At 69.5% G+C, this 23,628-nt stretch carries 24 protein-coding genes and 1 pseudogene; 17 read left to right on the top strand and 8 right to left on the bottom strand.

The window, feature by feature from the left end; translation table 11 throughout:
- Window positions 1-91 precede the first annotated feature (91 nt).
- The 4 genes from ACFV9C_RS40955 to ACFV9C_RS40940 form a co-directional block, all read right to left on the bottom strand.
- Window positions 92-661 (bottom strand): GNAT family N-acetyltransferase, encoded by a 570-nt coding sequence (locus ACFV9C_RS40955; RefSeq protein WP_380202744.1) that lies wholly within the window; start codon window positions 659-661, stop codon window positions 92-94.
- A gap of 52 nt (window positions 662-713) precedes the next feature.
- Window positions 714-1,451, bottom strand: a complete 738-nt coding sequence (locus tag ACFV9C_RS40950; protein ID WP_380202742.1) for an MBL fold metallo-hydrolase — start codon at window positions 1,449-1,451, stop codon at window positions 714-716.
- A gap of 76 nt (window positions 1,452-1,527) precedes the next feature.
- On the bottom strand, window positions 1,528-1,767 hold the full coding sequence (locus ACFV9C_RS40945) for an antitoxin (protein ID WP_380202740.1): 240 nt from the start codon (window positions 1,765-1,767) through the stop codon (window positions 1,528-1,530).
- Window positions 1,768-1,799: 32 nt separating this feature from the next.
- Complete coding sequence (locus ACFV9C_RS40940; protein WP_380202738.1) at window positions 1,800-2,021, bottom strand: hypothetical protein; 222 nt, start codon at window positions 2,019-2,021, stop codon at window positions 1,800-1,802.
- 132 nt (window positions 2,022-2,153) lie between these two features.
- On the opposite strand from ACFV9C_RS40940, the gene miaA reads away from it, so the two are divergent.
- From miaA to ggt, 4 genes are read left to right on the top strand one after another with little or no spacing between them, the layout of a single operon-like run.
- Window positions 2,154-3,125, top strand: coding sequence for a tRNA (adenosine(37)-N6)-dimethylallyltransferase MiaA (gene miaA, locus ACFV9C_RS40935; RefSeq protein ID WP_380202736.1), 972 nt, complete (start codon window positions 2,154-2,156; stop codon window positions 3,123-3,125).
- The gene (locus ACFV9C_RS40930; protein ID WP_380202734.1) at window positions 3,112-3,615 is read left to right on the top strand and encodes a SigE family RNA polymerase sigma factor; all 504 of its coding nucleotides are present in this window, start codon (window positions 3,112-3,114) and stop codon (window positions 3,613-3,615) included. The genes miaA and ACFV9C_RS40930 overlap by 14 nt, the downstream gene beginning before the upstream one ends.
- Window positions 3,616-3,623: 8 nt before the next feature.
- A complete protein-coding gene (locus ACFV9C_RS40925; protein ID WP_380202732.1) occupies window positions 3,624-4,313 on the top strand; it encodes a hypothetical protein in 690 nt (229 codons plus the stop codon).
- Between the two features lie 9 nt (window positions 4,314-4,322).
- Window positions 4,323-6,122 carry a gamma-glutamyltransferase gene (gene ggt, locus ACFV9C_RS40920; protein WP_380202730.1) on the top strand — a complete coding sequence of 600 codons (1,800 nt, stop codon included), beginning with the start codon at window positions 4,323-4,325 and terminating at the stop codon, window positions 6,120-6,122.
- Here the strand turns inward: ggt and ACFV9C_RS40915 are convergent.
- On the bottom strand, window positions 6,109-7,185 hold the full coding sequence (locus tag ACFV9C_RS40915) for a M20 family metallopeptidase (RefSeq protein WP_380202728.1): 1,077 nt from the start codon (window positions 7,183-7,185) through the stop codon (window positions 6,109-6,111). The two genes, ggt and ACFV9C_RS40915, sit on opposite strands and share 14 nt — an antisense overlap.
- A 72-nt stretch (window positions 7,186-7,257) precedes the next feature.
- On the opposite strand from ACFV9C_RS40915, the gene ACFV9C_RS40910 reads away from it, so the two are divergent.
- The 3 genes from ACFV9C_RS40910 to menC are packed head-to-tail and all read left to right on the top strand — an operon-like array spanning window position 7,258 to window position 9,674.
- Complete coding sequence (locus ACFV9C_RS40910) at window positions 7,258-7,914, top strand: hypothetical protein (RefSeq protein ID WP_380202726.1); 657 nt, start codon at window positions 7,258-7,260, stop codon at window positions 7,912-7,914.
- Window positions 7,907-8,542: a MurR/RpiR family transcriptional regulator gene (locus ACFV9C_RS40905; protein WP_380202724.1), complete on the top strand. Its 636-nt coding sequence runs from the start codon at window positions 7,907-7,909 to the stop codon at window positions 8,540-8,542. Before ACFV9C_RS40910 ends, ACFV9C_RS40905 begins: the two co-directional genes overlap by 8 nt.
- Window positions 8,532-9,674, top strand: coding sequence for an o-succinylbenzoate synthase (menC, locus tag ACFV9C_RS40900; RefSeq protein ID WP_380202722.1), 1,143 nt, complete (start codon window positions 8,532-8,534; stop codon window positions 9,672-9,674). Before ACFV9C_RS40905 ends, menC begins: the two co-directional genes overlap by 11 nt.
- 82 nt (window positions 9,675-9,756) lie before the next feature.
- Here menC and ACFV9C_RS40895 read toward each other — a convergent pair whose 3' ends face one another.
- Window positions 9,757-10,017 carry a hypothetical protein gene (locus tag ACFV9C_RS40895; protein WP_380202720.1) on the bottom strand — a complete coding sequence of 87 codons (261 nt, stop codon included), beginning with the start codon at window positions 10,015-10,017 and terminating at the stop codon, window positions 9,757-9,759.
- 24 nt (window positions 10,018-10,041) lie between these two features.
- On the opposite strand from ACFV9C_RS40895, the gene dapF reads away from it, so the two are divergent.
- The 5 genes from dapF (at window position 10,042) to ACFV9C_RS40870 (ending at window position 14,163) form a co-directional block, all read left to right on the top strand.
- Entirely contained in the window at window positions 10,042-10,881 is an 840-nt protein-coding gene (gene dapF, locus ACFV9C_RS40890; RefSeq protein WP_380202718.1) for a diaminopimelate epimerase, read from the top strand.
- Window positions 10,882-10,924: 43 nt separating this feature from the next.
- Window positions 10,925-12,406: a GTPase HflX gene (hflX, locus tag ACFV9C_RS40885; RefSeq protein WP_380202716.1), complete on the top strand. Its 1,482-nt coding sequence runs from the start codon at window positions 10,925-10,927 to the stop codon at window positions 12,404-12,406.
- Between the two features lie 78 nt (window positions 12,407-12,484).
- Window positions 12,485-13,171, top strand: coding sequence for a DUF6345 domain-containing protein (locus tag ACFV9C_RS40880; RefSeq protein ID WP_380202714.1), 687 nt, complete (start codon window positions 12,485-12,487; stop codon window positions 13,169-13,171).
- A gap of 1 nt (window position 13,172) precedes the next feature.
- Window positions 13,173-13,862 (top strand): hypothetical protein, encoded by a 690-nt coding sequence (locus ACFV9C_RS40875; RefSeq protein ID WP_380202712.1) that lies wholly within the window; start codon window positions 13,173-13,175, stop codon window positions 13,860-13,862.
- A gap of 10 nt (window positions 13,863-13,872) precedes the next feature.
- Window positions 13,873-14,163, top strand: a complete 291-nt coding sequence (locus tag ACFV9C_RS40870) for a hypothetical protein (RefSeq protein ID WP_380202710.1) — start codon at window positions 13,873-13,875, stop codon at window positions 14,161-14,163.
- A gap of 52 nt (window positions 14,164-14,215) precedes the next feature.
- Here the strand turns inward: ACFV9C_RS40870 and ACFV9C_RS40865 are convergent.
- Window positions 14,216-15,166, bottom strand: a pseudogene (locus ACFV9C_RS40865) (protease); the annotation flags it as partial.
- Window positions 15,167-15,181: 15 nt separating this feature from the next.
- On the bottom strand, window positions 15,182-16,141 hold the full coding sequence (locus ACFV9C_RS40860; RefSeq protein WP_380202708.1) for an immune inhibitor A domain-containing protein: 960 nt from the start codon (window positions 16,139-16,141) through the stop codon (window positions 15,182-15,184).
- Window positions 16,142-16,331: 190 nt separating this feature from the next.
- Here ACFV9C_RS40860 and macS point away from each other — a divergent pair, with 190 nt between their 5' ends.
- The 5 genes from macS to ligD all read left to right on the top strand — a co-directional run bounded on the left by macS (window position 16,332) and on the right by ligD (window position 23,567).
- Entirely contained in the window at window positions 16,332-17,450 is a 1,119-nt protein-coding gene (gene macS, locus ACFV9C_RS40855) for a MacS family sensor histidine kinase (protein WP_380202706.1), read from the top strand.
- Window positions 17,447-18,079, top strand: a complete 633-nt coding sequence (locus tag ACFV9C_RS40850; protein ID WP_380202704.1) for a response regulator — start codon at window positions 17,447-17,449, stop codon at window positions 18,077-18,079. The genes macS and ACFV9C_RS40850 overlap by 4 nt, the downstream gene beginning before the upstream one ends.
- 163 nt (window positions 18,080-18,242) lie before the next feature.
- Window positions 18,243-20,543: a protein translocase subunit SecD gene (gene secD, locus ACFV9C_RS40845; RefSeq protein WP_380202702.1), complete on the top strand. Its 2,301-nt coding sequence runs from the start codon at window positions 18,243-18,245 to the stop codon at window positions 20,541-20,543.
- A gap of 55 nt (window positions 20,544-20,598) precedes the next feature.
- A complete protein-coding gene (locus ACFV9C_RS40840; RefSeq protein ID WP_380202700.1) occupies window positions 20,599-22,596 on the top strand; it encodes an ATP-dependent DNA helicase in 1,998 nt (665 codons plus the stop codon).
- On the top strand, window positions 22,593-23,567 hold the full coding sequence (gene ligD, locus ACFV9C_RS40835; protein WP_380202698.1) for a non-homologous end-joining DNA ligase: 975 nt from the start codon (window positions 22,593-22,595) through the stop codon (window positions 23,565-23,567). Before ACFV9C_RS40840 ends, ligD begins: the two co-directional genes overlap by 4 nt.
- The last annotated feature ends 61 nt before the right edge of the window (window positions 23,568-23,628 follow it).

Here is a 23,628-nt window from a genome sequence, read left to right as displayed (position 1 = left end):
TCATCGGTCACCACCAGCACAGCCTTCGGCCGACCCGTCCTCGCCATCCAGCAACCCTACAACTTAAAACACGAATTCCTGACTCAGGACACTAGAGGGTCTTGGTCATGACGCAGTGGTTCTTGCCTTTGGGGCGTTGGTAGGTGAAGCCGGCTTGTTCGAAGAGGGTGCGGGTGCCGTTGTAGAGGAAGGAGGCGGTGACCTTCTTGCCGCCGGTGTCCTGGGGGTAGGCCTCGATCAGGCCGCCGCCGGCGGCGGTGATCAGGGAGAGGGCACCCGACAGGGCGACGGCGGAGACGCCTTGGCGGCGGTAGTTGCGGTCGGTGAAGAAGCAGGTGAGGCGGTAGTCGGGCAGCCGTTCCAACCCGGCCTCGTACTCCTTGCGGTGGTAGATGTTCGGCAGCTCTGCAGGCGTGCCGTACTCGAGCCACCCCACCGCACGCTCCCCGTCGAACACCAACGCTGCATGCGCCCGCCCCTCGTCGACCAACTGCTGCTTCACCGAGCGGTTGCTGGAAGCATCGAACGTCTTCTGGTTGTGCAGTGTCTGGAACCACGTGCACCAGCACCCGCCCCACACCCCGTTGTGCCGCTCCGCGAGTGCCGCGAACGCGTCCCACGTCTCGGGCGACAGCGCCCGGACGGTCAGCCCTTCGACCATGAGCCGAGCGTACGACGGCATCCGGACGATCCGCGTCCGGAACGCAACCAATTCAAAGGATCGCGTACGTCGCCCCAGGCTCCGCGTACTCCACCGGCCCCTCGTACCGCGTCCCAGCCCGCGCAACAGCCTCGGCAGGCGTGATCCCCGGACCGACATGCGTCACGATCAACCGCCCCGCACCAGCCGCGCTCGCTCCAGCCTGCTCCGGTGTGTGATGCGCGGGATCCGCCCCGTCGGCCTCGCACAGCAGTACGTCGCACCCGTCCGCCAGCTCGGTCAGCGCCGCACACGGCGCCGTGTCGCCCGAGTACACGAGCGACCCGCCGCTCTCCATCCGCACCGCGAACGCAGGCAGCCCATGCTCCACAGCCCGCGACGTCAACCGAACAGAACCGACCGCAGCCGAATGCCCGTCCGACAGTTCGGTGACCGCGAACGCCGACTCGATCGGGCTCCGCGTCGGCCCGTTCGTCAGGAACCCGGCGAGCCGATCCGCGATCCCCGGCGGCCCGTACAACGGGATCGGCGCGCGCAGCGTCAGGTCGGCGTACAGCAGTCCGTAGTACGCCGTCAGCAGGTCCGCGCTGTGGTCCGCGTGCAGGTGTGAGATCCAGATCGCGTCGAGCTCGTCCAGCCGGGTATGGCGTTGCAGCGGCCCGAGCGTGCCGGTGCCCGCGTCCATCCAGATGCGCGTGTCGCCGGAGGTCACCAGGTAGCCGGAGCACGGGTTGTCGGCGGACGGGTACGGCGTCGCCGACCCGAGGACGGTCAGCCGGAGGTCGCTCATGGCTGCGATCGTAGGTCAGCCTGGAACGCACAGGGCCGCAAGCGGTTTGCTTGCGGCCCTGTGGGGGAGTACGGCGTCAGGCGGACGGGTTGTCCGGGATGTCGTCGTTCTGGCCGTCGAGGTTGTCCAGGCCTTCCTTGGCCTTCTCGACGCCCGTGTCGATCTGGTCGCCGTACTTGCCGCCGGTCTTCTCGTCGACGAAGTCACCGGCCTTGTCCAGGCCTTCGCCGACCTTGTCACCGTGGCCGTCGACCAGGTCGGCGGCCTTGTCCTTCAGGTTCTCGGCGGTGTCCTTGAACTTGTCGAAGATGCCCATCGCGGGGCTCCCATTCTCGAGTAGTGATGTGACTACTCTATGTCGCCACCGCTGTCCGTGGTCTCCCCACCGGACTCGATGTCGCCGCCGGACTCGGTCCCGGGCTCCGTGCCGGGCTCGGTGTCGGCCGCGAACTCGATGTCGCCACCGCTCTTGCGGGACTCGATGTCGCCGCCGCTCTTCTTGGCGGCGGTCAGGCCCTCGGCCTCTTCGGGCTGGTCCTTCGCCGACTCTTCGTCGAACGGATTCGTCACTTGGTGTCCTCCCGTAGAAATGTCACGAACTCACAGCAACTGACATGGTTACTACCGAACATTCCGGGTCATCCACAAGACCGGTCTGCACCTCTTGGCGAACTCTGAATCCGGCACTGCCAGACTGGAGCGATGCCTGCACCACTCGTCGTCGCGGTCGTCGGCCCCACCGCGGCCGGCAAGTCCGACCTCGCCGTTGTCCTGTCCGAGCGCCTCGGCGGCGAGGTGGTGAACGCCGACGCCATGCAGGTGTACCGCGGGATGGATATCGGTACGGCGAAGATCACCGGCGCCGAGCGCCGCGGCGTACCGCATCATCTGCTGGACATCCTGGACGTCACCGAGACCGCGACCGTCGCGGAGTTCCAGGAGCTCGCCCGCGCCGCGATCGACGAATGCCTGAACAGGCAACGAGTCCCCGTACTGGCCGGCGGTTCCGCCCTGTACGTACGGGCGATCCTCGACGACTTCGTCTTCCCCGGCACCGACCCGGACGTCCGCGCCCGGCTGGAGGCCGAGCTCGAGGCGCACGGCTCCGGCGCACTGCATGCGCGCCTCGAGGAAAGGGATCCGAAGGCGGCCGAACAGATCCTGCCCAGCAACGGTCGCCGGATCGTCCGGGCGCTCGAGGTCATCGAGATCACCGGCGGCCCCTACGTCGCGACGCTGCCCGAGCACCGCTACGTGTACGAGGGCGCGATCCAGCTCGGGCTCGACGTGCCGCGGCCGGTTCTCGACGAACGGATCGACCGCCGGGTGGACCGGATGTTCGACGCCGGGTTCGTGGCCGAGGTGCGAGGTCTGCTGGACAAGGGTTTGATTGAGGGGAAGACCGCCAACCGCGCACTCGGATACTCGCAGGTGATCGCGTTGCTGAACGGTGAGATCGACGAAGCCCAGGCAAGGGAGCGGACCGCGCAGGCCACCCGCCGGTTCGCGCGCCGGCAGGACTCGTGGTTCCGTAAGGACCAACGCATTGCCTGGCTGCCGTACGACGCGCCCGATCTGCTCGCCCGGGCACTCGAAGTGACAGCCCGAGGCAACCGCGAGCCCGCCACCGGCGTAGTCGAGGTGAACACCGGGATTGTCGATGCGAGGGGGTGACCGTGAGGCCGAGTTCCGCGAGTACCTGATCGCGGACCGCACCCGGCTGATGCGTACGGCGTTGCTGCTCACCGCGGGGGATGTGCACACCGCCGAGGATCTGGTCCAGACCGCCTGTACGCGCGTCTACGTGCACTGGCACCGGATCAAGCACGAAGGCGCCGGCCCGTACGCCCACCGGATCCTGGTCAACGCCTTCCTCGACGAACGCCGCCGGGCCGGCCGCCACCCGGAGGTGGTGACCGCGGAGACGCTCGAGCCCCGACTGAGCGACGTACCGGACCAGGCGGACACGCTGGCGATCCGGGGCGCGCTGCTGGACCTCGCACCGCGGCAGCGGGCGGTCCTGGTACTGCGGTACTTCCAGGACCTCGACGTCGCGACCTGCGCGCGGATCCTGGAGTGCACCGAAGGCACCGTGAAGAGCCAGACAGCGAAGGCGCTGAAACGCCTCAAGGAACTGATGACGGAAGAGACGGGGAGTAGCTGAGACCGCCGATGGACGAGGTCAAGAAACTGCTGGAGGGGTTCGCGGACCGTGCGGCCGAGGGGCTGCCGGACGCGGACATCGACGCGGACGTCACCCGCGGCCGGCGCGCGCTGCGCCGGATCAAGCGCCGTCGCCGGGCCACGGGCGTGCTCTGTGTGGCCGCGGCGTCGGCTCTGGTGCTCGCGATCGGCAACCAGGTGAACTGGTGGCGGAGCAGCGGTGAGGTCGCCGACGGACCGGTCGGCCAGGAGACCGCGGCCTCGGCGTCGGGTCCTTCGACGATGCCACCGGCGACGCCGCGGTCGGGCCACACGTTCTCGGAGTTCGGCGCGCCCGTCGTCCAACTGGTCGCCAACCAGCAGGCCTGGAGCACGATCGACTGCAGCCTCGCCCCGAAGGGCTGGTCGGCCGAGGCGCCGATCGCGGCGAACCACGTGGTGCTGTCGCAGCCGCAGATGCGGACCGCGGACACCGCGGCGAAGGTGATCCTGCAGGCGTCCCCGCAGGCGCGCGCCCTGTCCAAGCCGCGGGTCACCGACGCCGGCGGCAAGACCTTCCACATCGGCACCCTCGACGGTCGCCTGACCGCCCAGGTGCAGCTTTCGAACCAGTGGCTGCTGGTGTCGTTCCCGTCCGGCACAGTCGAATGGCCGGACGATGCTGTCAGACGCTTCCTAGACTCCTGCGCGGTGCGGTAGGAAGAGTCCGTGAAGAAGCTGATCGCCTCTCTGTCCGCAGGAACCCTCGCTCTCACGGCCTTCACCGCGACCACCAGCGCCCAGGCCCAGGCGCCGACCAGACAGCCGACCGCGATCGGGTACGGCGGCGCGGTGTCGTCGGTCGACCCGGACGCGACCAACATCGGCCTCGACGTACTGCGCCGTGGTGGCAACGCGGTCGACGCGGCGGTGGCGACCGCCGCCGCGCTCGGCGTCACCGAGCCGTACTCGGCCGGCATCGGCGGTGGCGGGTACTTCGTGTACTACAACGCCAAGAGCCACCGGGTGACCACGATCGACGGCCGCGAGACCGCGCCCGCGACGATGCCGTCGGACGCCTTTGTCGACAAGCAGACCGGCAAGCCGTACCAGTTCGCGAACGCGGTGACGTCCGGCGTCTCGATCGGCGTACCGGGCACGCTCGCGACCTGGAACAGCGCGCTGAAGCAGTGGGGTTCGTTGTCGCTCGGCAACGCCTTGAAGCCCGCCGCGGACCTGGCCGAGCGCGGATTCGTGGTCGACCCGACCTTCCGCCTGCAGACGCTGGAGAACAAGAGCCGGTTCGCGCAGGTCGTGCCGACCGCCAAGCTGTTCCTGCCGAACGGCGACGCGCCGCAGGTCGGTTCGTTGTTCAAGAACCCCGAGCTTGCCGCCACGTACAAGCTGATCGGGCAGCAGGGCCCGTCGGTGTTCTACAACGGTCAGCTCTCCGGTGAGATGGCCGCGGTCGCGAAGAACCCGCCGAAGGCCGCGGACGCGACGCTGCCGTTCTACCCGGGGTACCTCCAGACCAGCGACCTCTCGTCGTACCGGGCGATCGACCGCGAACCGACCAAGGTCCGGTACGACGGTCTCGACGTGTACGGCATGCCGCCGTCGTCCTCCGGCGGGATCACCGTCGGCGAGGCGCTCAACATCCTGCAGCCGCAGCACATCGCACGGATGTCCACCACCCAGGCGCTGCACACGTACCTCGAGGCGTCCGCGCTCGCGTTCGCGGACCGCGGTGCGTACATCGGCGACCCGGCGTACGTCGACGTACCGCAGAAGGAGCTGCTGTCGAAGGGGTTCGGGGCCGAGCGGTCCTGCCTGATCGACCCGCAGAAGGCCGCGACGAAGCCGGTGCCCGCGGGATCGCCCGACGGTTCGTACTCGCGGTGCGGCAAGGGCAGCGCCGTCGAGCAGCGCCCGGACACCGAGGGACGGTCGACGACGCACCTGGTGACCGCGGACAAGTGGGGCAACGTGGTCTCGTACACGCTGACCATCGAGCAGACCGGCGGCAGCGGGATCACGGTGCCGGGCCGCGGGTTCCTGCTCAACAACGAGCTGACCGACTTCTCGTTCGCGCCCGACCCGAAGGACCCGAACATCGTCATGGGCGGCAAGCGGCCGCGGTCCTCGATGTCGCCGACGATCGTGCTGCGCGGCAGCAAGCCGTACATCGCGATCGGCTCGCCGGGCGGTTCGACGATCATCACGACCGTCCTGCAGACGCTGACGAACCGGCTCGACCGGGGGATGACGCTGCCGCAGGCGATCGCGGCCCCGCGGGCGTCGCAGCGCAACACCGCGTCGGTGACCGCGGAGCAGTCGTTCATCGATCAGTACGGCGCTGCGCTGGCGCCGTACGGGCACACGTTCACGCCGGCCGGTGCGCCGGGGAGCTCGGCCGCTGAGATCGGTGCGGTCGCGGCGCTCGAGTTCCTGCCTGGTGGTGCGATCCTCGCGGCGGCCGAACCCACCCGGCGTGGTGGGGGAGACGCGGGGGTAGTCACAACGCGGTGATGATCGCGGCGACCAGGGCCGCTCGTTCGGCCAGGGTCGCCGCGACCACCTGTTCGTGGACGGCGTGGGCGCCCTTGCCGACAGGGCCCAGGCCGTCCAGCGTTGGGACGCCCAACCATCCGGTGAGGTTCGTGTCGGCGGCGCCGGACGCGGGCGCGCCGCCGATCTCCTGACCGACCTCCCGCCCGGCCTCGATCACCCTCGCCAGTAGCTCGTCCGTTGCACCGGACGGCTCCCAGGCAGGCCGGTTCGACAGGATCCGCACGGTCAAGCGGGCGTCTCGGCGCGGCTCCAACGCCTTCACCGCGGCCAGCACCGCATCCTCGGTCGCCGGATCCACGAAGCGGAAGCCGATCTCCGCCGACGCACTTCCCGGTACGACGTTCGTCCGCCCGCCGCCGCTGATCGTCCCGACGTTGCACAGCACGTTCGCGTGCGCCTCGACCACCCGCCGTACGGCGATCAGCTGGTCGACCAGCTCGTCGATCGCGGACACGCCACTGTCCGGATCCAGCGCCGCATGCGCCTCGCGGCCGGTGACCTCGACGCGGACCCGCGTACTTCCCCAGCGCGACGTCTTCAGGTCGCCGTTCGGATGCGGCGGCTCGAAGCCGAAGGCGGCGTACACGCCCTCGGCCTCGGCGGTCACGAGGGCGCGCGCCGACGGCGAGCCGATCTCCTCGTCGGCGACCACCACGATGCGCAGCGGCCGGTGGTCGCGGCCGGCGATCTGTTCGAGCGCGGTCTCCAGGACGACCAGGCCGCCCTTCATGTCGAAGGCGCCCGGGCCGTGGATGATCCCGTCCTGCTCGCGCCACGGCATCGCGCCGGCGAGCTGCCCGGTCGGCCAGACGGTGTCGTGGTGGGCGAGGAAGAGCAGCGGGGCGTCCGCGCGGCCCGGGAAGTCCGCGATCAGGTGGTCGCCGGTCGGGTGCGGGTCGCGCCGTACGGTCGCGCCCAGGCCGGCGTACCGCGTCGCCAGCCGGTCGGCGAACGCGTTCAGCGCGGCCGCGTCACCGGTCGGCGTCTCCACGCCGACGTACTCCCGGAGTCGCTCGATCATCATAGATAGTCAACGTATCATCAGCTGATCCACGGTTGGCCAGAGTTCACCGAGTGCGGCTATGGTCAGGATATGAATCGTATCTCTGAGGTGAGCTTTCGCGCGGTGTCGCTCACCACGGCGTCCCGGTTCGCCGAGGCGTCGGCGCTCTACCGGGAGGTTTTCGGGTACCTCGACCCGGCCTACGGGCTGAATCCGCGGCTGCTCGGCGCGCTCGCCGGCAACGGCGGTTCGGTGGTCGGGATCCTCGACGAGAGCGATCAGCTGGTCGCGTTCGCGTACGGCTTCTGCGCCACCGACCGGCGCGGGTTCTACCACTACTCGCAGTCCGCGGTGGTCGCCGCCGGGCAGCAGGGCCACGGCCTCGGGCGGATGCTCAAGCACGCCCAGAAGGAAGTTGCCCTCAGCCACGGGATGTCGCGGATGCGCTGGACGTACGACCCGGCGCAGATCCGCAACGCGCACTTCAACCTCGACGTGCTGGGTGCGCGTGGGCGCTGGTTCGCGCCGGACATGTACGGCCCCGGCACCGACCGGGTCGTGGTCGAGTGGGACCTGACCCGCGAGCAGCCGACTACGCCGACCCCCGTGGCTGAGTTGGCGGTGCCAACGACCGACCTGCGCGGCTCCTTCGAGGAACTGCTGGGCAAGGGGCTCGTTGCCGTGTCGTGCCGGCGGCGCCCGGACGGTGCGGGCGTCTACTACTTCGCGGCGGCTGACGATGCGTGACAACCGCGAGCTCACCAGCCCCCAGGAGCGGTACGACGCCCGCCTGCAACGCCGCTCGTCGACGCTGCTGCAGCGCCGCGTGGTCGAGCAGGAACGCGCCTCGATCGACGAGGCGCTGGACCAGATCCTCACCGACGGAGCGATCGCCCAGGCGGCCGCCCGGATCGTCGCGGCCCGCCGGCGGTTCATCGTCGGCTCCGCGAAGTCGTTCTCGTACGCGTCGCTGCTCGCCTTCGACCTCGGCGCGGGGCTGTCCCAGGTGACGCTGGTCGACGGCACCGTCGTCCGCGGCGTCGACGTACTCGCCGACGTCCGGTCGAACGACCTGATGGTGGCGTTCTCGTTCCGGCGGTACCGGCGCGACACGGTCGAGATCGCGCACCGGTTCGTCGAGGCCGGCGGGGAACTCGTCGCGATCACGGACTTCGAGGACGCGCCACTGGCGAAGGTCGCCGACCAGAGCATCTACGTCGCCACCGGGAGTGCGTCGTACGTCGACTCGCCGACCGTCGTCGCCTCCGTGCTGCACGTCCTCGCGACCCTCACCACCGCCAGCGCGAAGGGCGCCCGGCGACGGCTGGTCGAGCGGGACCGGCTGAACACGGAGCTGGGGCTGTATGTCAACTGAGCTGCAGGTGGTCGCGGCGCGGCTGCACCGGGTGCGGATGCCGCTGGTGCACGCCTTCCAGACCAGCTCCCACCGCAAGGCGTACCTCGACCACATCCTGGTCGAACTGGAGGACGCGTCGGGCGCGGTCGGCTGGGGCGAGATCGCGTCACCCTCCGACCCGTACTACGCGCCCGAAACCGTCGAGACGTGTTGGCACATCGCCGCTCGCTACCTCCTGCCCGCGATCATCGGCCGCCGGTGGACGCATCCCGACCAACTCCAGGCGGACAAGATCCGCGGCAACCAGTTCGCGAAAGCCGGAGTGGACGTTGCTGCCTGGGCCCTCTGGTCAGAGGCCCAGCAACTGCCTCTGGCAACAGTTCTGGGCGGACAGCGCACCGAGGTCGTCGCGGGTGTTTCGCTGGGTGTCGAACCGACCATCGACGACCTGCTCCTACAGGTTCAGCAACAGGTCGAATCCGGGTACCCGCGGGTGAAGTTGAAGATCGCCCAGGACTGGGATGTAGAACCGGTGCGGGCGGTGCGTACGGCGTACCCCGGGCTGGATCTGCACGTGGATGCGAACGGGATCTACACCGCGGACGAGCTGGATCGGCTGGTCGAGCTGGATGCCTTCGGGCTGACGATGATCGAGCAGCCGTTCGCGCCTCGTGACCTGCTCACGCATGCGGAGCTGCAGCGGCGGATCAGTACGCCGGTGTGCCTCGACGAGAGCGTCGAGACGCTCGCGGACCTGGAGACCGCGCTTGCGCTGGGAGCGCTGCGGGTGCTCAACATCAAGGTGTCGCGGATGGGCGGGCTGACCGCGGCGCGGGTGGCGCACGATCGGGCCCGGGACGCCGGGATCCCGGTCTGGTGCGGTGGCATGCACGAGTTCGGCGTCGGCCGGCTCGCGAACGTCGCGCTATCCAGCCTCCCCGGCTTCACCCTCCCATCGGACGTGTCCGCCTCGGAGAAGTACTACGCCCGGGACATCGTCGAGCCCGCCGTGACCGCCGTCGGCGGGGTCGTCCAGGTACCGGACGGGCCGGGGCTCGGGCATCAGGTCGACCGGGAGTTCGTCGTCGCGAACACGGTCGAGGAACTGGCTCTCGGCCCAGAACAGGGTCTCCGACGCCGAGGTGATTGATGCCACGGGCAACATTGTGGCACCGGGGTTCGTCGATCCGCACGCTCCTGCGGATTTCAGTCTCGGCACAAGTCCAGGTCGGTTATCGCTTGAAGCGCTTGGGCTCACTCGGAAGTGGAGGCGCCGGCGCAGGCGCCACATCGTCCGACGGCTCCAGCCAGCCGTCGTGCTCCGCGAGCAGTTCCTCTAGGTCGGTCCGGTCCACGTCCGGCAGTACGACGCCCCATGGGTGGTCCTCGTCGTCGTCCTCGCCGTGGAAGCGGCCGCGGCGTACCTCGCCACCGAGCCGCTCGGCGACGGCCGTGGCGTCGTCCCGCTCCCAGAAGTACGCGATGAGCTCCACAACCGCACACCGTACGCTGTGCGCATGAGTACGTTTCCCTGGCTGAAGGGCCACGGCACGGAGAACGACTTCGTGATCCTGCCCGACCCGGACGGTTCCGTGCACGGCGACCTCGACACGGCCGTCGTCCGGTTCCTCTGCGACCGGCACGCGGGCCTCGGCGCCGACGGCGTACTGCGGGTGATCCAGGGCGGCAAGCAGTCGTACGTCGAGGACGGCGGCGACTGGTTCATGGACTACCGGAACGCGGACGGTTCGATCGCGGAGATGTGCGGGAACGGCGTCCGGGTGTTCGTGAAGTACCTCGCCGAGGCGGGCCTGATCGACGGCAAACCGGTCCGGGTCGGTACCCGCGCCGGCGTCAAGGAGGTCGCGCAGAACGACGACGGCACGCTCACCGTCGACATGGGCGCCCCGAAGCTCCCGGACGCGGCCGGGATCGTGGTCGAGGCCAACGGTCACCAGTGGCCCGCGTTGCACGTCGACATGGGCAACCCGCACGCGGTCGCGTTCGTCGACAGCCTGGACGAGCCGGGCAACCTGTGCGACCAGCCCAGCTGGACCCCGGCGGCCGCGTTCCCGAACGGCGTCAACGTCGAGTTCGTCGTACGACGGGACGCGCACGACGTGCAGATGCGGGTGCACGAGCGTGGCGCGGGGGAGACCCGCTCCTGCGGCACGGGGACCTGCGCCGTGACCGTGGCCGCGGCGCGGCAGGCGCGGGACGAGCTGCCGGTGACGTACCGGGTCGGCGTACCGGGCGGTGAAGTGAGCGTGACCTGGCGTGCGGACAACCATCTGGAACTCACCGGGCCCGCGGTACTACACGCGCGGGGTGAGTTCGATCTAGCCTGGTTGCCTTAAACGAGTCGCCGGAGTTGGTGGCCCGTGCCACCATGGAAGGCATATGACGACCCATTCACATTCTTACGACGAGACCACCGACGTCGAACTTGACCTCATCGAGGGCGAGGACTCAGGCGATTCGTTGACGGGTCACGACTCCGAGTTGGGCACCGACGGTCTGGAGCTCGAGGAGCGGCAGGCGCTGCGACGTGTCGTCGGTATGTCGACAGAGCTGACCGACATCAGCGAGGTCGAGTACCGGAAGCTGCTGCTCGAGCGGGTGCTGCTGGTCGGCGTCTGGACCGAGGGCAGCGCCGAGGACGCGGAGAACTCGCTGGCCGAGCTGAAGCTGCTCGCCGAGACCGCCGGCTCCGAAGTACTCGACGGCGTGATCCAGCGGCGGAAGAAGCCGGACCCGGCGACCTTCATCGGCTCCGGCAAGGTGGCCGACCTGCGCAACCTGGTCGCGTCGCTCGGCGCCGACACGGTGATCGCGGACGGCGAGCTGGCGCCCGCGCAGCTGCGCAACCTGGAGGACAAGCTCAAGGTCAAGGTGGTCGACCGGACCGCGTTGATCCTGGACATCTTCGCGCAGCACGCGAAGAGCAAGGAAGGCAAGGCCCAGGTCGAGCTGGCGCAGCTGCAGTACATGAAGCAGCGCCTGCGCGGTTGGGGTGGAAACCTGTCCCGCCAGGCCGGTGGACGCGTCGGCGCCGCCGGTGGCGGTATCGGTGGCCGTGGTCCCGGTGAAACCAAGATCGAGACCGACCGGCGCCGGATCAACACCAAGATCGCCAAGCTCCGCCGCTCGCTCAAGGACATGAAGAGCACCCGCTCGACCATGCGCCAGGAGCGTCGCCGGAACCTCGTGCCCTCGGTCGCGATCGCTGGGTACACCAACGCCGGCAAGTCCTCGCTGCTGAACCAGATCACCGGTGCGGGCGTGCTGGTCGAGGACGCGCTGTTCGCCACCCTGGACCCGACGACCCGGCGTACGACGACCGCCGACGGCCGCGTGTACACGCTGACCGACACAGTCGGGTTCGTCCGGCACCTCCCGCACGACATCGTCGAGGCGTTCCGCTCGACGCTGGAGGAGGTCACCGACGCGGATCTGCTGCTGCACGTGGTGGACGGTTCGCACCCGGACCCGATCGCGCAGATCCAGGCCGTCCGCGAGGTGCTGGCCGAGATCAACGCGACCGACGTACCGGAGATCGTGGTGATCAACAAGGCCGACGCCGCCGACCCGCTCGCGCTGGCGCCGATCCTGCACCGCGAGCCGCACGCGATCGTGGTGTCGGCCCGGACCGGCGAAGGCCTCGACAAGCTCCGCGAGCTGATCGAGGGCGCGCTGCCGCAGCCGCACGTCATGGTCGAGGTCCTGCTCCCGTACGAGCGGGGCGACCTGGTCTCCCGGATCCACTCCGAGGGCTCGGTCGAGCAGCTCGAACACACCGCCGACGGCACCCGGATCACCGGCCGGGTCCACCCGGCGCTGGCCGGCGACCTGACGCCGTACCAGGTGGCCGCGGCCTCGTAGTAGCAATCTGTGAGAGGGCGTCGCCAAGGTCTTGGCGGCGCCCTCACTCTGTGTCATCCTCCGATCCAGGGGTGGGGGATGGCGATCACGATCGGCGTCGTCTGGGCGACGCATTTCCAGCGGCAGGGCCTGAACAAGCTCTGGTACCGGCGGTTGCGGTACGCGTACCGCGCGCCGTCGCTGTTCCTGGAAGGCATGCTGGCGGCCGGTGCGGAGGCGCACCTGGTGACGTTCGACGAGAACCTCGACGATGCCGACCTGGACCCGGGCGGCGGCGCCCAGCAGGTCGACATCCTGTACGTCGCGACGCACGGGATGCGCGGTGCGAGCGGATTCGAGCTCGCCCTGCACGCGAACGATTGGCCGTTGCTGGGCGGTGGATTCGGCGACCACGGCCCGGCGATCGTGATCTTCGACTGCTGCGACCTCGTCGACCTGACCGCCAAGGACTGGGATCGCCAGTGGCGGACGGACCGGCTGGGGCCGGAGCTGCGGCTGATCCTCGGGTTCGCCTCACCGGCGTCGGTCTCCCTGCAGGCGTCGATCCGCGGTACGGCGTTCGCGCGGGAGCTGGCGACCAAGCCGGTGACGGACGCGTGGTTCGTGTCGATCCAGGCCGGGAGCTACGCCGGCACCGACAAGCCGGTCGCGATCGCGTTCGGCGACGACGACCAGGACGCGCGGCACGTCCTCGACCAGCTGAGCATCGGCTCGCTGCCGGGCCCCCGGACCAGCGCGGTTCCCGGCATCGCGTGGAGGTCGTGAGATGGAGTGGGAAGACCTGTTCCTGCCGGACACGGCCGAGTGGGCCGCCGAGCTGATGGGCCGGTACGACCTGCCGCCGATCCTCACCTACGCGCCGCCGGCGGTGCAGGACGCGGAGGCGACGCGGAGGCTGCGCGACGTCTCGCTCGAACCGTTCGACCTCTCCGGGGGACTGACCCGGATCCGCCTCGACCAGGACCCGTACCGGCTGTGGGAGTCGGCGCTGGTCTACCTGTACCGGACCGTTCCCGAGCGGCAGGTGTACTCCGAGGAGGACGGGCCACCGTCGTACGTCGACCGCCAGGTGCTGACCCGGATCGCCGGTCTGCCGTCGATCGGCCCCGGCGGCCGGATGATCTGGTTCGACCTGCCGAGCGGTCCGTTCATCGACATCGGTGTCCGGCCGCTCGCGTCGCTGCGGCCGTCGGCCGGCTGGCGCGCTCCGGGGCAGATCCAGACCGCTGTCGACGGGCTGGTCGGCGCGGCCCGGGGGTTCACGCTGCGCGGCGCACTCGGCTACACGGAACCCTCGCGGTACGAGCCCGCGCGGGCGGCGCGGCCGATGTTCGTGTTCGTGCTGGACGGTCCGCCGCTGGACGGCGGGCCGCATTGGCGGGTGAGCATCGCCGTACCGGCGACTCTGGACGACGGCGACGGCAACGGCACGCAGGATGTGGATTGGTGCGTTTGAGGGGGTTGGAATGGAAGCGTTCCTGGGAATCGCGTTGGGGGTCCTGATCGCGATCGTGTACCCGGTGCTCAAGGGGTACGTGAAGAAGCAGTTCGGCCCGACGGCGAGACTCGGTCTGCCGGCATGGGTGCCGAAGTACGCCGCACTGCTGGTGTTCTGCGCGGTGAGCGCGCTGATCCTGCTCGCCGTCGTCAAGGCCGCGAAACCCGATCTGCGGATCACCTTCTGGCCGGCGCTCGTGATGGGCTTCGGCTACGAGGCCGCGATCGAGAAGATCTTCGCCAAACCGCTGACCGCCTAGACGACGAGTGGCCCGGGAGCGTCTGCTCCCGGGCCACTGGTTGGTCAAGGCATCACTTGCGCTTGCTGACCTGGACCTTCATCGAGGTGCCGGTCTTCGCGAGGACCTTGATGTTGACGCCGTTGTTCGGGACCTTGACGCTGCTCGCCGGCAGATCTGCCGACCAGTACGACTTGCTGTCGTTGAACGTCGGTACGGCGTTCTGGCCGCGGACGTAGCTCGCCTGCCCGTTGACGTGCAGGGTGAACGAGTCCGCCCGCTCGAGGCCGAACGTCGCGTCGTACGCCGACACGCGCGGCCGCCACAGGGTGCCGTCGATCCGGTTGATCGGCACCGGGTGCGCGTCGATCGGGAGGACCAGGCCGGACCCGGGGTGGGTGCTGGTGTTGTTGTCCGACTGCGAGGTGTCCCAGTACCAGATCAGCAGACCGTCCTGGTACGGGAAGTGCTCGACCTTGTCGCCCAGCGTGTTCAGCCAGCCGAAGTTGTACGGGCCGGTCTGCAGGAACTTGTCGTGGTCGACGTAGTTGATGTTCGACGCCAGGTAGTAGTTGTCGTGCTGGCTCGTGTACGACGACCCGACCGAACTGAACCCGTTCAGCGTCCAGCCGTCCGGCGAGGTCTCCGCGCCGGAGTCGAGCACCGTGGTGGAACCCGACGTCACCTTGATGTCGTCGGCGAAGAACCCGAACCCGCCGGACGCCGGGTCGGTGGCGTAGCGGAACTGCAGCGTGATCGTCTTGCCGGCGTACGCCGACAGGTCGAACGTGGCCGGCTTCCAGCCGTTGCTCTTGCCGTCGATCCCGTTGCCTTCGGCATCCTTGGTGATGTTGCCCTTGATCGGCTTCGCGCCGGAGCCGTCGTTCACGTCGACGTAGGCGTAGTCACAGGCGTCCGGACCGCAGTCCTCGATGTCCCAGTTGGCCTGGAACGTGAGGCTCGCGGGCTGACCGGCCGGCAGCGTGACCTGGCGGCTCATCGTGTGCGTGAAGTTGTTGCCCTGACCGCTCCACCAGTCCTACCAGCGGTGCGACCAGATCGCGTCCTCGCCCTGCCACGGGTCGCCGTCGGCCTGGTCGCCGCCGGCGTGCACGATCTGGAAGTGGTCGATGTAGCCGTCCGGCTCGTTGAAGTTGCCGTCGCCGTCGTAGTCGTAGCGGTCCCACTGGTCGAACGACTTCAGGTCCGCGGTGATCTCGGCCTTCGTCCGGCCCTTGGCCTCCTGGTCGGCGACCCACTGGTTGACCGCGTCCTGGATCAGGTTCCAGGTGTTGCTGCAGACGTTTCCGGCGCACGGGTAGCCGTTCGACCGGCCGTAGCGGGCCTCGTTGTACTTGACCTTGACCCAGTCGGTGACCTCACCGGACACCGAGTAGCGGCCGGACGACTGCTTCTCGTAGTAGCTCTTCAGCGAGTTGCCGGTGCCGAAGTACATGTCCTGGTAGTGCTGCCGGCTGTAGTCGGCCTGCCAGACGGTCGAGTTGTCGACCGAGCGGTCCGGAGCCGGGATCTGGTTGCGCACCGGTCCGTCGAACCGCGCCGGGCCGGGCGTGGCCGGCGACGTGTCCTGGTCGGGGTAGTTCGGGTGCCGCTCGTTGCCGAACTCCGCGAGTACGACGAAGATCCGGTCGGTCTTCTCGCGGGACAGCTCGACGTACTGGTCGACCTTGCCCTTGGCGTTCTTGGTGCCCTTCGCACCGGCCGCCTTCGCGCCGAGGTTGACGACCGTACTGCCGTTGCGCTGCTCCGGGGTGGCCTGCCCGTTGATGACCTTGGTCAGCGCCTCCTGCCGCAGCTCACGCCGCTTGTCCTCGAGCGGGCTGGACAGCTCGTCGGGCGCCGGGGCAGCTTCGCCGGCGATCGGCGCCGACCCTGACGTGGGCGGTGTGGCGGCGTTCCCGGCCGAGGCGGCGGTGATGCCGAGCCCGGTCGTCGCCGCCAGGGCCAGGCTGAACAGCCCGGCGGGTAGCTTGCGCACGATTCCCCTCCGTGTGTGATGACGCTGTGTGATCGATGCTCCCCCGAGCGTGAATTGCAGCGAGAGTACGGGGAAAATCCGGCGAGCTGAAGTGGAAACTGAGCAAAACCTGTGAATGGGCGGGGAAACCTGCATCGCTGAGTAGAAGGGCTCACGCGTGGGCGAGGCCGGGCTTGGCAGACTGTTCCGCGTGGAGCGCCCGACCGTCGACCTGCTGCAGCCGTTGTGGCGTGCGCTGGTCGTCTTCCGGGTGCTCACCTGGGTGTTCGCCTGCCTCGGCGTGTGGACCCGGTGGGACGGCATCGTCCGGCCGTACGGCGCGGTGCTGCAGCTCGCGGTGATGGGCGTGTGGACGCTGATCTCGTCGTACGGCTACAGCATCCGCTGGGGACGGCGGAACACGCGGCTCGCGTTCGCGGACCTGATCGTCACGGTCGGCTGCATGTACGCGACGCTCTGGGCGCAGCCGTTGCTCGACATCCGTGCGGGTGCCTCGGTGCTGACGTCGGTGTGGGCGGCCGGGCCGGTGCTCGCGCTCGCGATCTCGCGCGGGCGGGACGGCGGGCTGCTCGGAGCAGTCACGATCAGCCTCGCGTTGCTGTCGCTGCGCGGCGTGGATCACGTGCCGAAGATCCTCAGCAACGTGCAGTTGCTGCTGGTAGCCGGGCTGGTGGTCGGGTACGCCGCCACCACGATGCGTCAGGCGGGGGAGCGGCTGCGGTCGGCGATCACCGCGGAGGGCGCGACGGCGGAAAGGCTGCGGCTCAGCCGGTCGATCCACGACGGCGTACTGCAGGTGCTGGCGCAGGTCCAGCGGCGCGGTACGGCGATCGGCGGCGAGGCGCTCGAACTCGCCGAACTGGCCGCCGAACAAGAGGTTGCCCTGCGCACCTTGATGTCCACGCGCCCCGCCGTCGGCTCGGACGGCGACCGGGTGGACCTGTGCGGGCTGCTGTTGCCGTTGGCCACAACGCGCGTGGACGTCGTCGTACCGGCCGGTCAGGTCTTGTTGCCTGCGGCGACAGCCGCGGAACTGGTTGCCGCGGTCAAGGAAGCGCTGAGCAACGTGACCAAGCACGCCGGCGCGGATGCCCGGGCCTGGGTGGTCGTGGAGGAGCTGGGGGAGGAGGTCGCGGTGTCGATCCGGGACGACGGCCTCGGTACGACGCCCGCCCGCCTCGAACAGGCCCGCGTCGACGGCCACCTGGGCGTCAGCCAGTCGATCCGCGGCCGCATCACCGACCTCGGCGGCACCGTCACCGTCCGCACCGCCCCCGGCGAAGGAACCGAATGGGAGCTGAAAATATGACGCGGGTCATGATCGTGGACGACCATCCGATGTGGCGCGAAGGCGTCGCCCGAGACCTGGGCAGCCGCGGGTACGACGTGTGCGCGACCGCCTCGGACGTCGCGTCCGCCGTGAAGATCGCACTGGCGACGCGGCCGGACGTGGTGGTGATGGATCTGCAGCTCGGCACCGGATCCGGGGTCGACGCGACCCGGGAGATCACCACGGCGCTGCCCGACACGCGCGTACTGGTGCTGTCCGCGAGCGCCGAGCAGGACGACGTACTCGCCGCGGTCAAGAACGGGGCGTCCGGCTACTTGGTGAAGTCCGCGTCGCTGGACGAGTTCGACGACGCCGTACGACGTACCGCGGAAGGCGACGCGATCTTCAGCGCCGGGCTGGCGGGGTTGCTGCTGGGGGAGTACCGCCGGCTGGGTGGGACCGGTCCGGAGGTTCCTCAACTCACCGACCGCGAGACGGAAGTCCTCCGCCTGGTAGCCCGAGGCCTGACTGCCAAGCAGATCGCCACCCGCCTGGTCCTCTCCCACCGCACGGTCGAGAACCACGTCCAAAACACCCTCCGCAAACTCCAACTCCACAACCGCGCGGAACTCGTCCGCTACGCCATCGAACACGGCCTGAGCGAGTAAAGCCCCGCATGCTCCGCGACTCGGCGGAGCTGGGAGGACTGTTACGGTTGCGACACGGTCGCTTGTGTGATTGTGGGGCGTTCGTACACTGGGCGTTCCACGGCTGCGTGGATGCTCTGTGTCATGACACCTTTACCTTGGGTGCCCACCTCCGGAGGCTTCGGTGAACCGGTCGTCCCTTGTCCGTGCTCTGCTCGCGTTCCTGGTGCTGGCGGCGTCGACGTACGTCACGCTGACCGCCAAACCACAACTCGGTCTCGACCTGCGCGGTGGGACGCAGATTGTGCTGGAGGCGAAGGATTCGCCGACGGTGAAGGCGACCAAGGAGACCACCGACAAGGCGACGCAGGTGCTCCACCGGCGGATCGACGCGCTGGGGGTGAGCGAGCCGAACGTCACCCGGCAGGGTGAGAACCGGATCATCGTCGAGCTCCCCGGTGTCCAGGACCCGCGCGAGGCCGCGAAGGTGATCGGCAAGACCGCCCAGCTGACGTTCCACGAGGTCCTCGACCAGGTGGCGGCCAAGCCGGCCAAACCAGCGGCCGGTGAGACCTACCTGCCGCCCGATCAGGGCCAAGGCTTCCTGCGCCTCGCGAAGCCCGCGATGACCGGTGAGCTGGTCAGTGGTGCCGAGGGGATGCTCGACCCGCAGCAGGTCGGGCAGGGCTGGTTCGTCGAGATGAAGTTCAAGGGCAACGGCGGCAAGACCTGGGCGAACATCACCGGCAAGGCGGCCTGTAACCCGGTCGGTACGCCGCAGCGCCTGATCGCGATCGTGCTCGACAACGAGGTGATCAGTGCCCCGCAGGTCGACCCGAACGGTGGCAGCCAGCTCTGCAACCTGGGCATCTCCGGCGGTACGACGACGATCTCCGGCTCGTTCACCGAGGAAGAGGCGAAGGACCTCGCCGCACTGATCTCCGGCGGCGCGCTGCCCGTACCGGTCGAGGTGATCGACCAGCGCACGGTCGGCCCGTCCCTCGGGCAGGACGCGATCCAGGCCAGCGCGCTCGCCGCGATCATCGGCCTCGCGCTGACGGCACTGTTCATCATCGTGGTCTACCGCCTGGTCGGCCTGATGGCGGTCCTCGGCCTGATCGGGTACTCCGCGATCTCGTACGCCGCCCTGACCGCGATCGGCGCCACCCTCACCCTGCCCGGCCTGGCGGGTTTCGTCCTCGCGATCGGTATGGCGGTCGACGCGAACGTCCTGGTCTTCGAACGCGCCCGCGAGGACTACATCGCCGGCCGCACCGACGGTCTCCGGCGTTCGCTGCGCAGCGGTTTCCAGAACGCGCTGTCCGCGATCGCCGACTCCAACATCACCACGCTGCTCGCCGCCGGCCTGCTGTTCTTCCTGGCCGCCGGCCCGGTCCGCGGCTTCGGCGTCACGCTGTCGATCGGTGTGATCGCGTCCATGCTGTCCGCGCTGGTGGTGACCCGCGTGTTCGCCGAGTTCGTGGTCTCGCGCGGGTTCGTCCTGCGGCGTCCCGGGCTCAGCGGGATCGCCGGTCACGGTCGCGTCCGTACCTGGCTGGAAGCCCGGCAGCCCGCACTCATGAAGCACAGCAAGCGCTGGCTGGTGATCACCGCGGTTGCGATCGTGGTCAGCGTCGCCGGTGTCGCGGTCCGCGGCCTGAACCTCGGCATCGAGTTCACCGGCGGCCGGCTGCTCGAGGTGAGTACGGCGCAGCGGATCACGCCGGACCAGGCGCGCGCCGCGGTCGCCGAGGCGGGCTACCCGACCGCCGTCGTCCAGGCGTCAGGTACCGATGACTTCACCGTCCGGACCGGGACGATCAGCGACGACGAGGCGGAGAAGATCCGCGAGTCGATCTCCCGGACCGCCGGCGACACCGAGGTGATCCGGAACGAGAGCATCGGCCCGTCGCTCGGCAAGGAACTGCGGAACAAGGGCCTGATCGCGCTCGGCATCGCGTTGCTCGCCCAGCTCGCGTACCTCGCCGTACGGTTCCGCTGGACGTTCGGTGCCGGCGCCGTCCTGGCGTTGCTGCAGAACGTCGCGGTCGTCGTCGGGATCTTCGCCTGGACCGGGAAGCCGATCGACGGCATCTTCCTGGCCGCGATCCTGACGATCATCGGGTACACGGTGAACGACTCGGTCGTGGTCTTCGACCGGATCCGCGAGACCCGCAGCGCCCGCGCGACCGGCAACCTGGGCACCACCATCGACACCGCGATCGTCAACGTGCTGCCGCGGACCATCAACACCGGTATCTCGACGCTGTTCATCCTGGCCGCGCTGCTGTTCCTCGGCGGCGACTCGCTGGCCGACTTCGCGCTCGCGCTACTGCTCGGCATCCTCGTCGGCACGTACTCCTCGAACCTGACCGCCGCACCGCTGCTGCTCGAGCTGGAACGCCGCTACCCGGCCCCGCCGCCGCGCCCGAAGCGCGCGCAGGTCGACCGCGACGCCCAGCCGGACCGCGGCGCGGTCGTCTAGGTTATCCACAACCCCGCTCGCCGGAGGGAAATCTGTCCGCCCTCCGGGCTAGGGTGTGGCGGTGGGTGTTGATGTGCGAGAACTGCTGGAAGCTGCCGTGTCCGGGATCGCCGGACAGACCCGGCCCGGGCAGGTGGAGATGGCGCAGGCCGTCGACACCGCGATGCACGAGGGGTCGCACCTGCTCGTCCAGGCGGGCACCGGCACCGGCAAGTCACTGGGGTACCTCGTGCCCGCGCTCGTGCACGCGATCGAGGACCGCCGGGTGGTGGTCTCGACGGCGACGCTGGCGTTGCAGTCCCAGCTCGTCGACCGCGACGTACCGGCGCTGCTCGACGCGACCGAGAAGCTGCTGCCGCGGCGGCCGAAGTACGCGATCCAAAAGGGCCGGAACAACTACGCCTGCCTGCACCGGATCCGCGAGGGAGCGCCGGACGACGACGGCATGCTCGTCGACGTGCCGCCGGCCGGCGAGGTCGGCCGGCAGGTGGTCGAGCTGCGCGACTGGGCCGAGCAGCAGCTCGCGGACGGCGAGGCCGGTGACCGGGACCACGCACCGTCGCACCAGTACCAGGCCTGGCAGCAGGTCGCGATCGCCGCGCGCGAGTGCCTCGGCGCGCAGAAGTGCCCGTACGGCGAGGAGTGTTTCGCCGAGAAGGCCAAGGAGCACGCCCGCAAGGCCGACATCGTCATCACCAACCACGCGCTGCTCTCGATCGACGCCTTCGAGAACCGGACCGTCCTGCCCGAGCACGACGTGATCATCGTCGACGAGGCGCACGAGCTGCCCGCCCGGGTGACCGGCGCGGCCGGCGACGAGTTGTCCCCGCAGCTGGTGGAGCGGGCCGCCAGGCGGGCCCGCCGGTTCGTCGACGACGACAAGGCCGACGACCTGATCGACGCCTCGGACGCGCTCCGGGCCGCCCTCGACGGCACCCGCGAGGGCCGGATCGAGCCGGCCAACACCGCCGTCCTGGAGGCCGCCGGCCTGGTCCGTGACGCGGCCCGCGGGCTGTACTCGGACCTGAACAAGAAGTCCGACGACAAGGACGACGACCCGGACGGCGCCAAGCGGCAGTCCAAGGGTGCGGTCAAGGAGATCTTCGACGTCGCCGAGCGGGTCGCCGCGCTGAGCGACGCCGACGTGGTCTGGATGATCGACCGGGACCGGTTCGGCCGCGAGCTCCGGATCGCCCCGCTGACCGTCGCCGGCCTGCTCCGCGAGCTGGTCCTCCGGGACCGTACAGCGGTGCTCACGTCCGCGACGCTGACGCTCGGCGGCGACTTCGACGCGATCGCCCGCCAGGTCGGGCTGAAACCCGCTGACAGGCTCGACGACGACGCCGAGATGCCGGACCTCGACGAGGCCGACGAGCGCGGCCCGCTGCCGTGGCGCGGCCTCGACGTCGGCTCCCCGTTCGAGTACGAGAAGCAGGCGATCCTGTATGTCGCCAAGCACCTGCCGGCGCCGCACCGCGACGGGCTCGGGAAGAAGCAGTTCGAGGAGATCGTCGACCTGATCACCGCGGCCGGCGGCCGGACGCTCGGGCTGTTCTCCTCCCGCCGCGCCGCCGAGGCCGCGACTGCCGCCGTCCGCGAGGCGACGGAGCTGAAGGTGCTCTGCCAGGGCGACGCGCAGCTCGGCGAGCTGGCCCGCGAGTTCGTCGAGGACCCGGAGACGTCGCTGTTCGGCACGCTGTCGCTGTGGCAGGGGATCGACGTCCCCGGATCCACCTGCAACCTGGTGATCATCGACCGGATCCCGTTCCCGCGGCCGGACGAGCCGCTGATGGCGGCCCGGCAGCGCGCGGTCGACGAGGCCGGCGGCAACGGGTTCATGTCGGTCGCCGCGACGCACGCGGGCCTGCTGCTCGCCCAGGGCACCGGCCGGCTGATCCGCCGCAGCACCGACCGCGGCGTGGTCGCGATCCTCGACCCGCGGATCGTCACCCAGCGGTACGGCGGGTTCCTGCGCGCCTCGCTGCCGCCGATGTGGCCGACCGCCGACCGGGAGAAGGTGCTCGGCGCGCTGAAACGACTGCAGTCCTCATGAGCCCTGTGACCGGCCCGCCGGTGCTGCCGATGATGGCGTCGCTGGGCGAGCTGCCGTCCGGCGCGGGCTGGTCGTACGAGCTGAAATGGGACGGCATCCGGGTGATCGCCGACGTCGACGACGGCGTCTGCCGGCTGTGGTCGCGGAACAGCCACGACGTGTCCGGCGGATACCCGGAGCTGATCGGCCTGGCGGAGGCCGCCGGCCTGCGGCTGCCCGCCGTACTGGACGGGGAGATCGTCACGCTCGACGAGCACGGGGCGCCGTCGTTCGGCCTGCTGCAGCGACGGATGCACGTCCGCGACCCGCGTCAGCTCCGGCACCTGATCACCGAGGTGCCGGTGTCGGTGCGGCTCTTCGACGTGCTCCGCTTCGACGGCAAGTGGTTGCTCGAGGCAACGTACGACGACCGTCGCGGGCTGCTCGACTCGCTCGACATCGGCGACCCGTTCTGGGAGATCCCGCCGGCGCTGACCGACGGGGCCGCGGCGCTCGAACTCTCCGCGGAACAAGGGCTCGAGGGCGTCGTCGCGAAGCGCCGCAAGTCGCGGTACCTGCCCGGCAAGCGGAGTTCCGACTGGATCAAGATCAAGCCGGTGCGGACCCGCGACGTGATCCTCTGCGGCTGGCATCCGGGGGAGGGCAACCGGGAAGGCAAGATCGGCTCGTTCTACTGCGGCGCGTACGACGGCGACGAGCTGGTGCTGATCGGCAAGGTCGGCTCCGGCCTGGACTTCGCGACCCTGGACATGCTGAGCGCCGAGCTGACCGGTCTCGAGGTCGACCGGCCCGCGTTCGACCCGGCGACGATCCCGCTGACCGACCGGCGCCGGGCGCACTGGCTCGACCCGGTCCTGGTCGCCGAGGTGACGTTCTCCGGGTGGGGCGGCGACGGCCGGCTGCGGCACCCGGTGTGGCGCGGTCTTCGGCTCGACATCGACCCGGATTCGGTCCTTCTGGACCGCACCTGAATACATTTCACGACATGCAGCCGACCCCGAATTGTTCGGAATGCGGAGAATAGCGCGCGCC

It is taken from the genome of Kribbella sp. NPDC059898, assembly GCF_042730855.1.
Classification (GTDB): domain Bacteria; phylum Actinomycetota; class Actinomycetes; order Propionibacteriales; family Kribbellaceae; genus Kribbella.
This window is presented reverse-complemented; position numbering and strand designations above follow the sequence as displayed.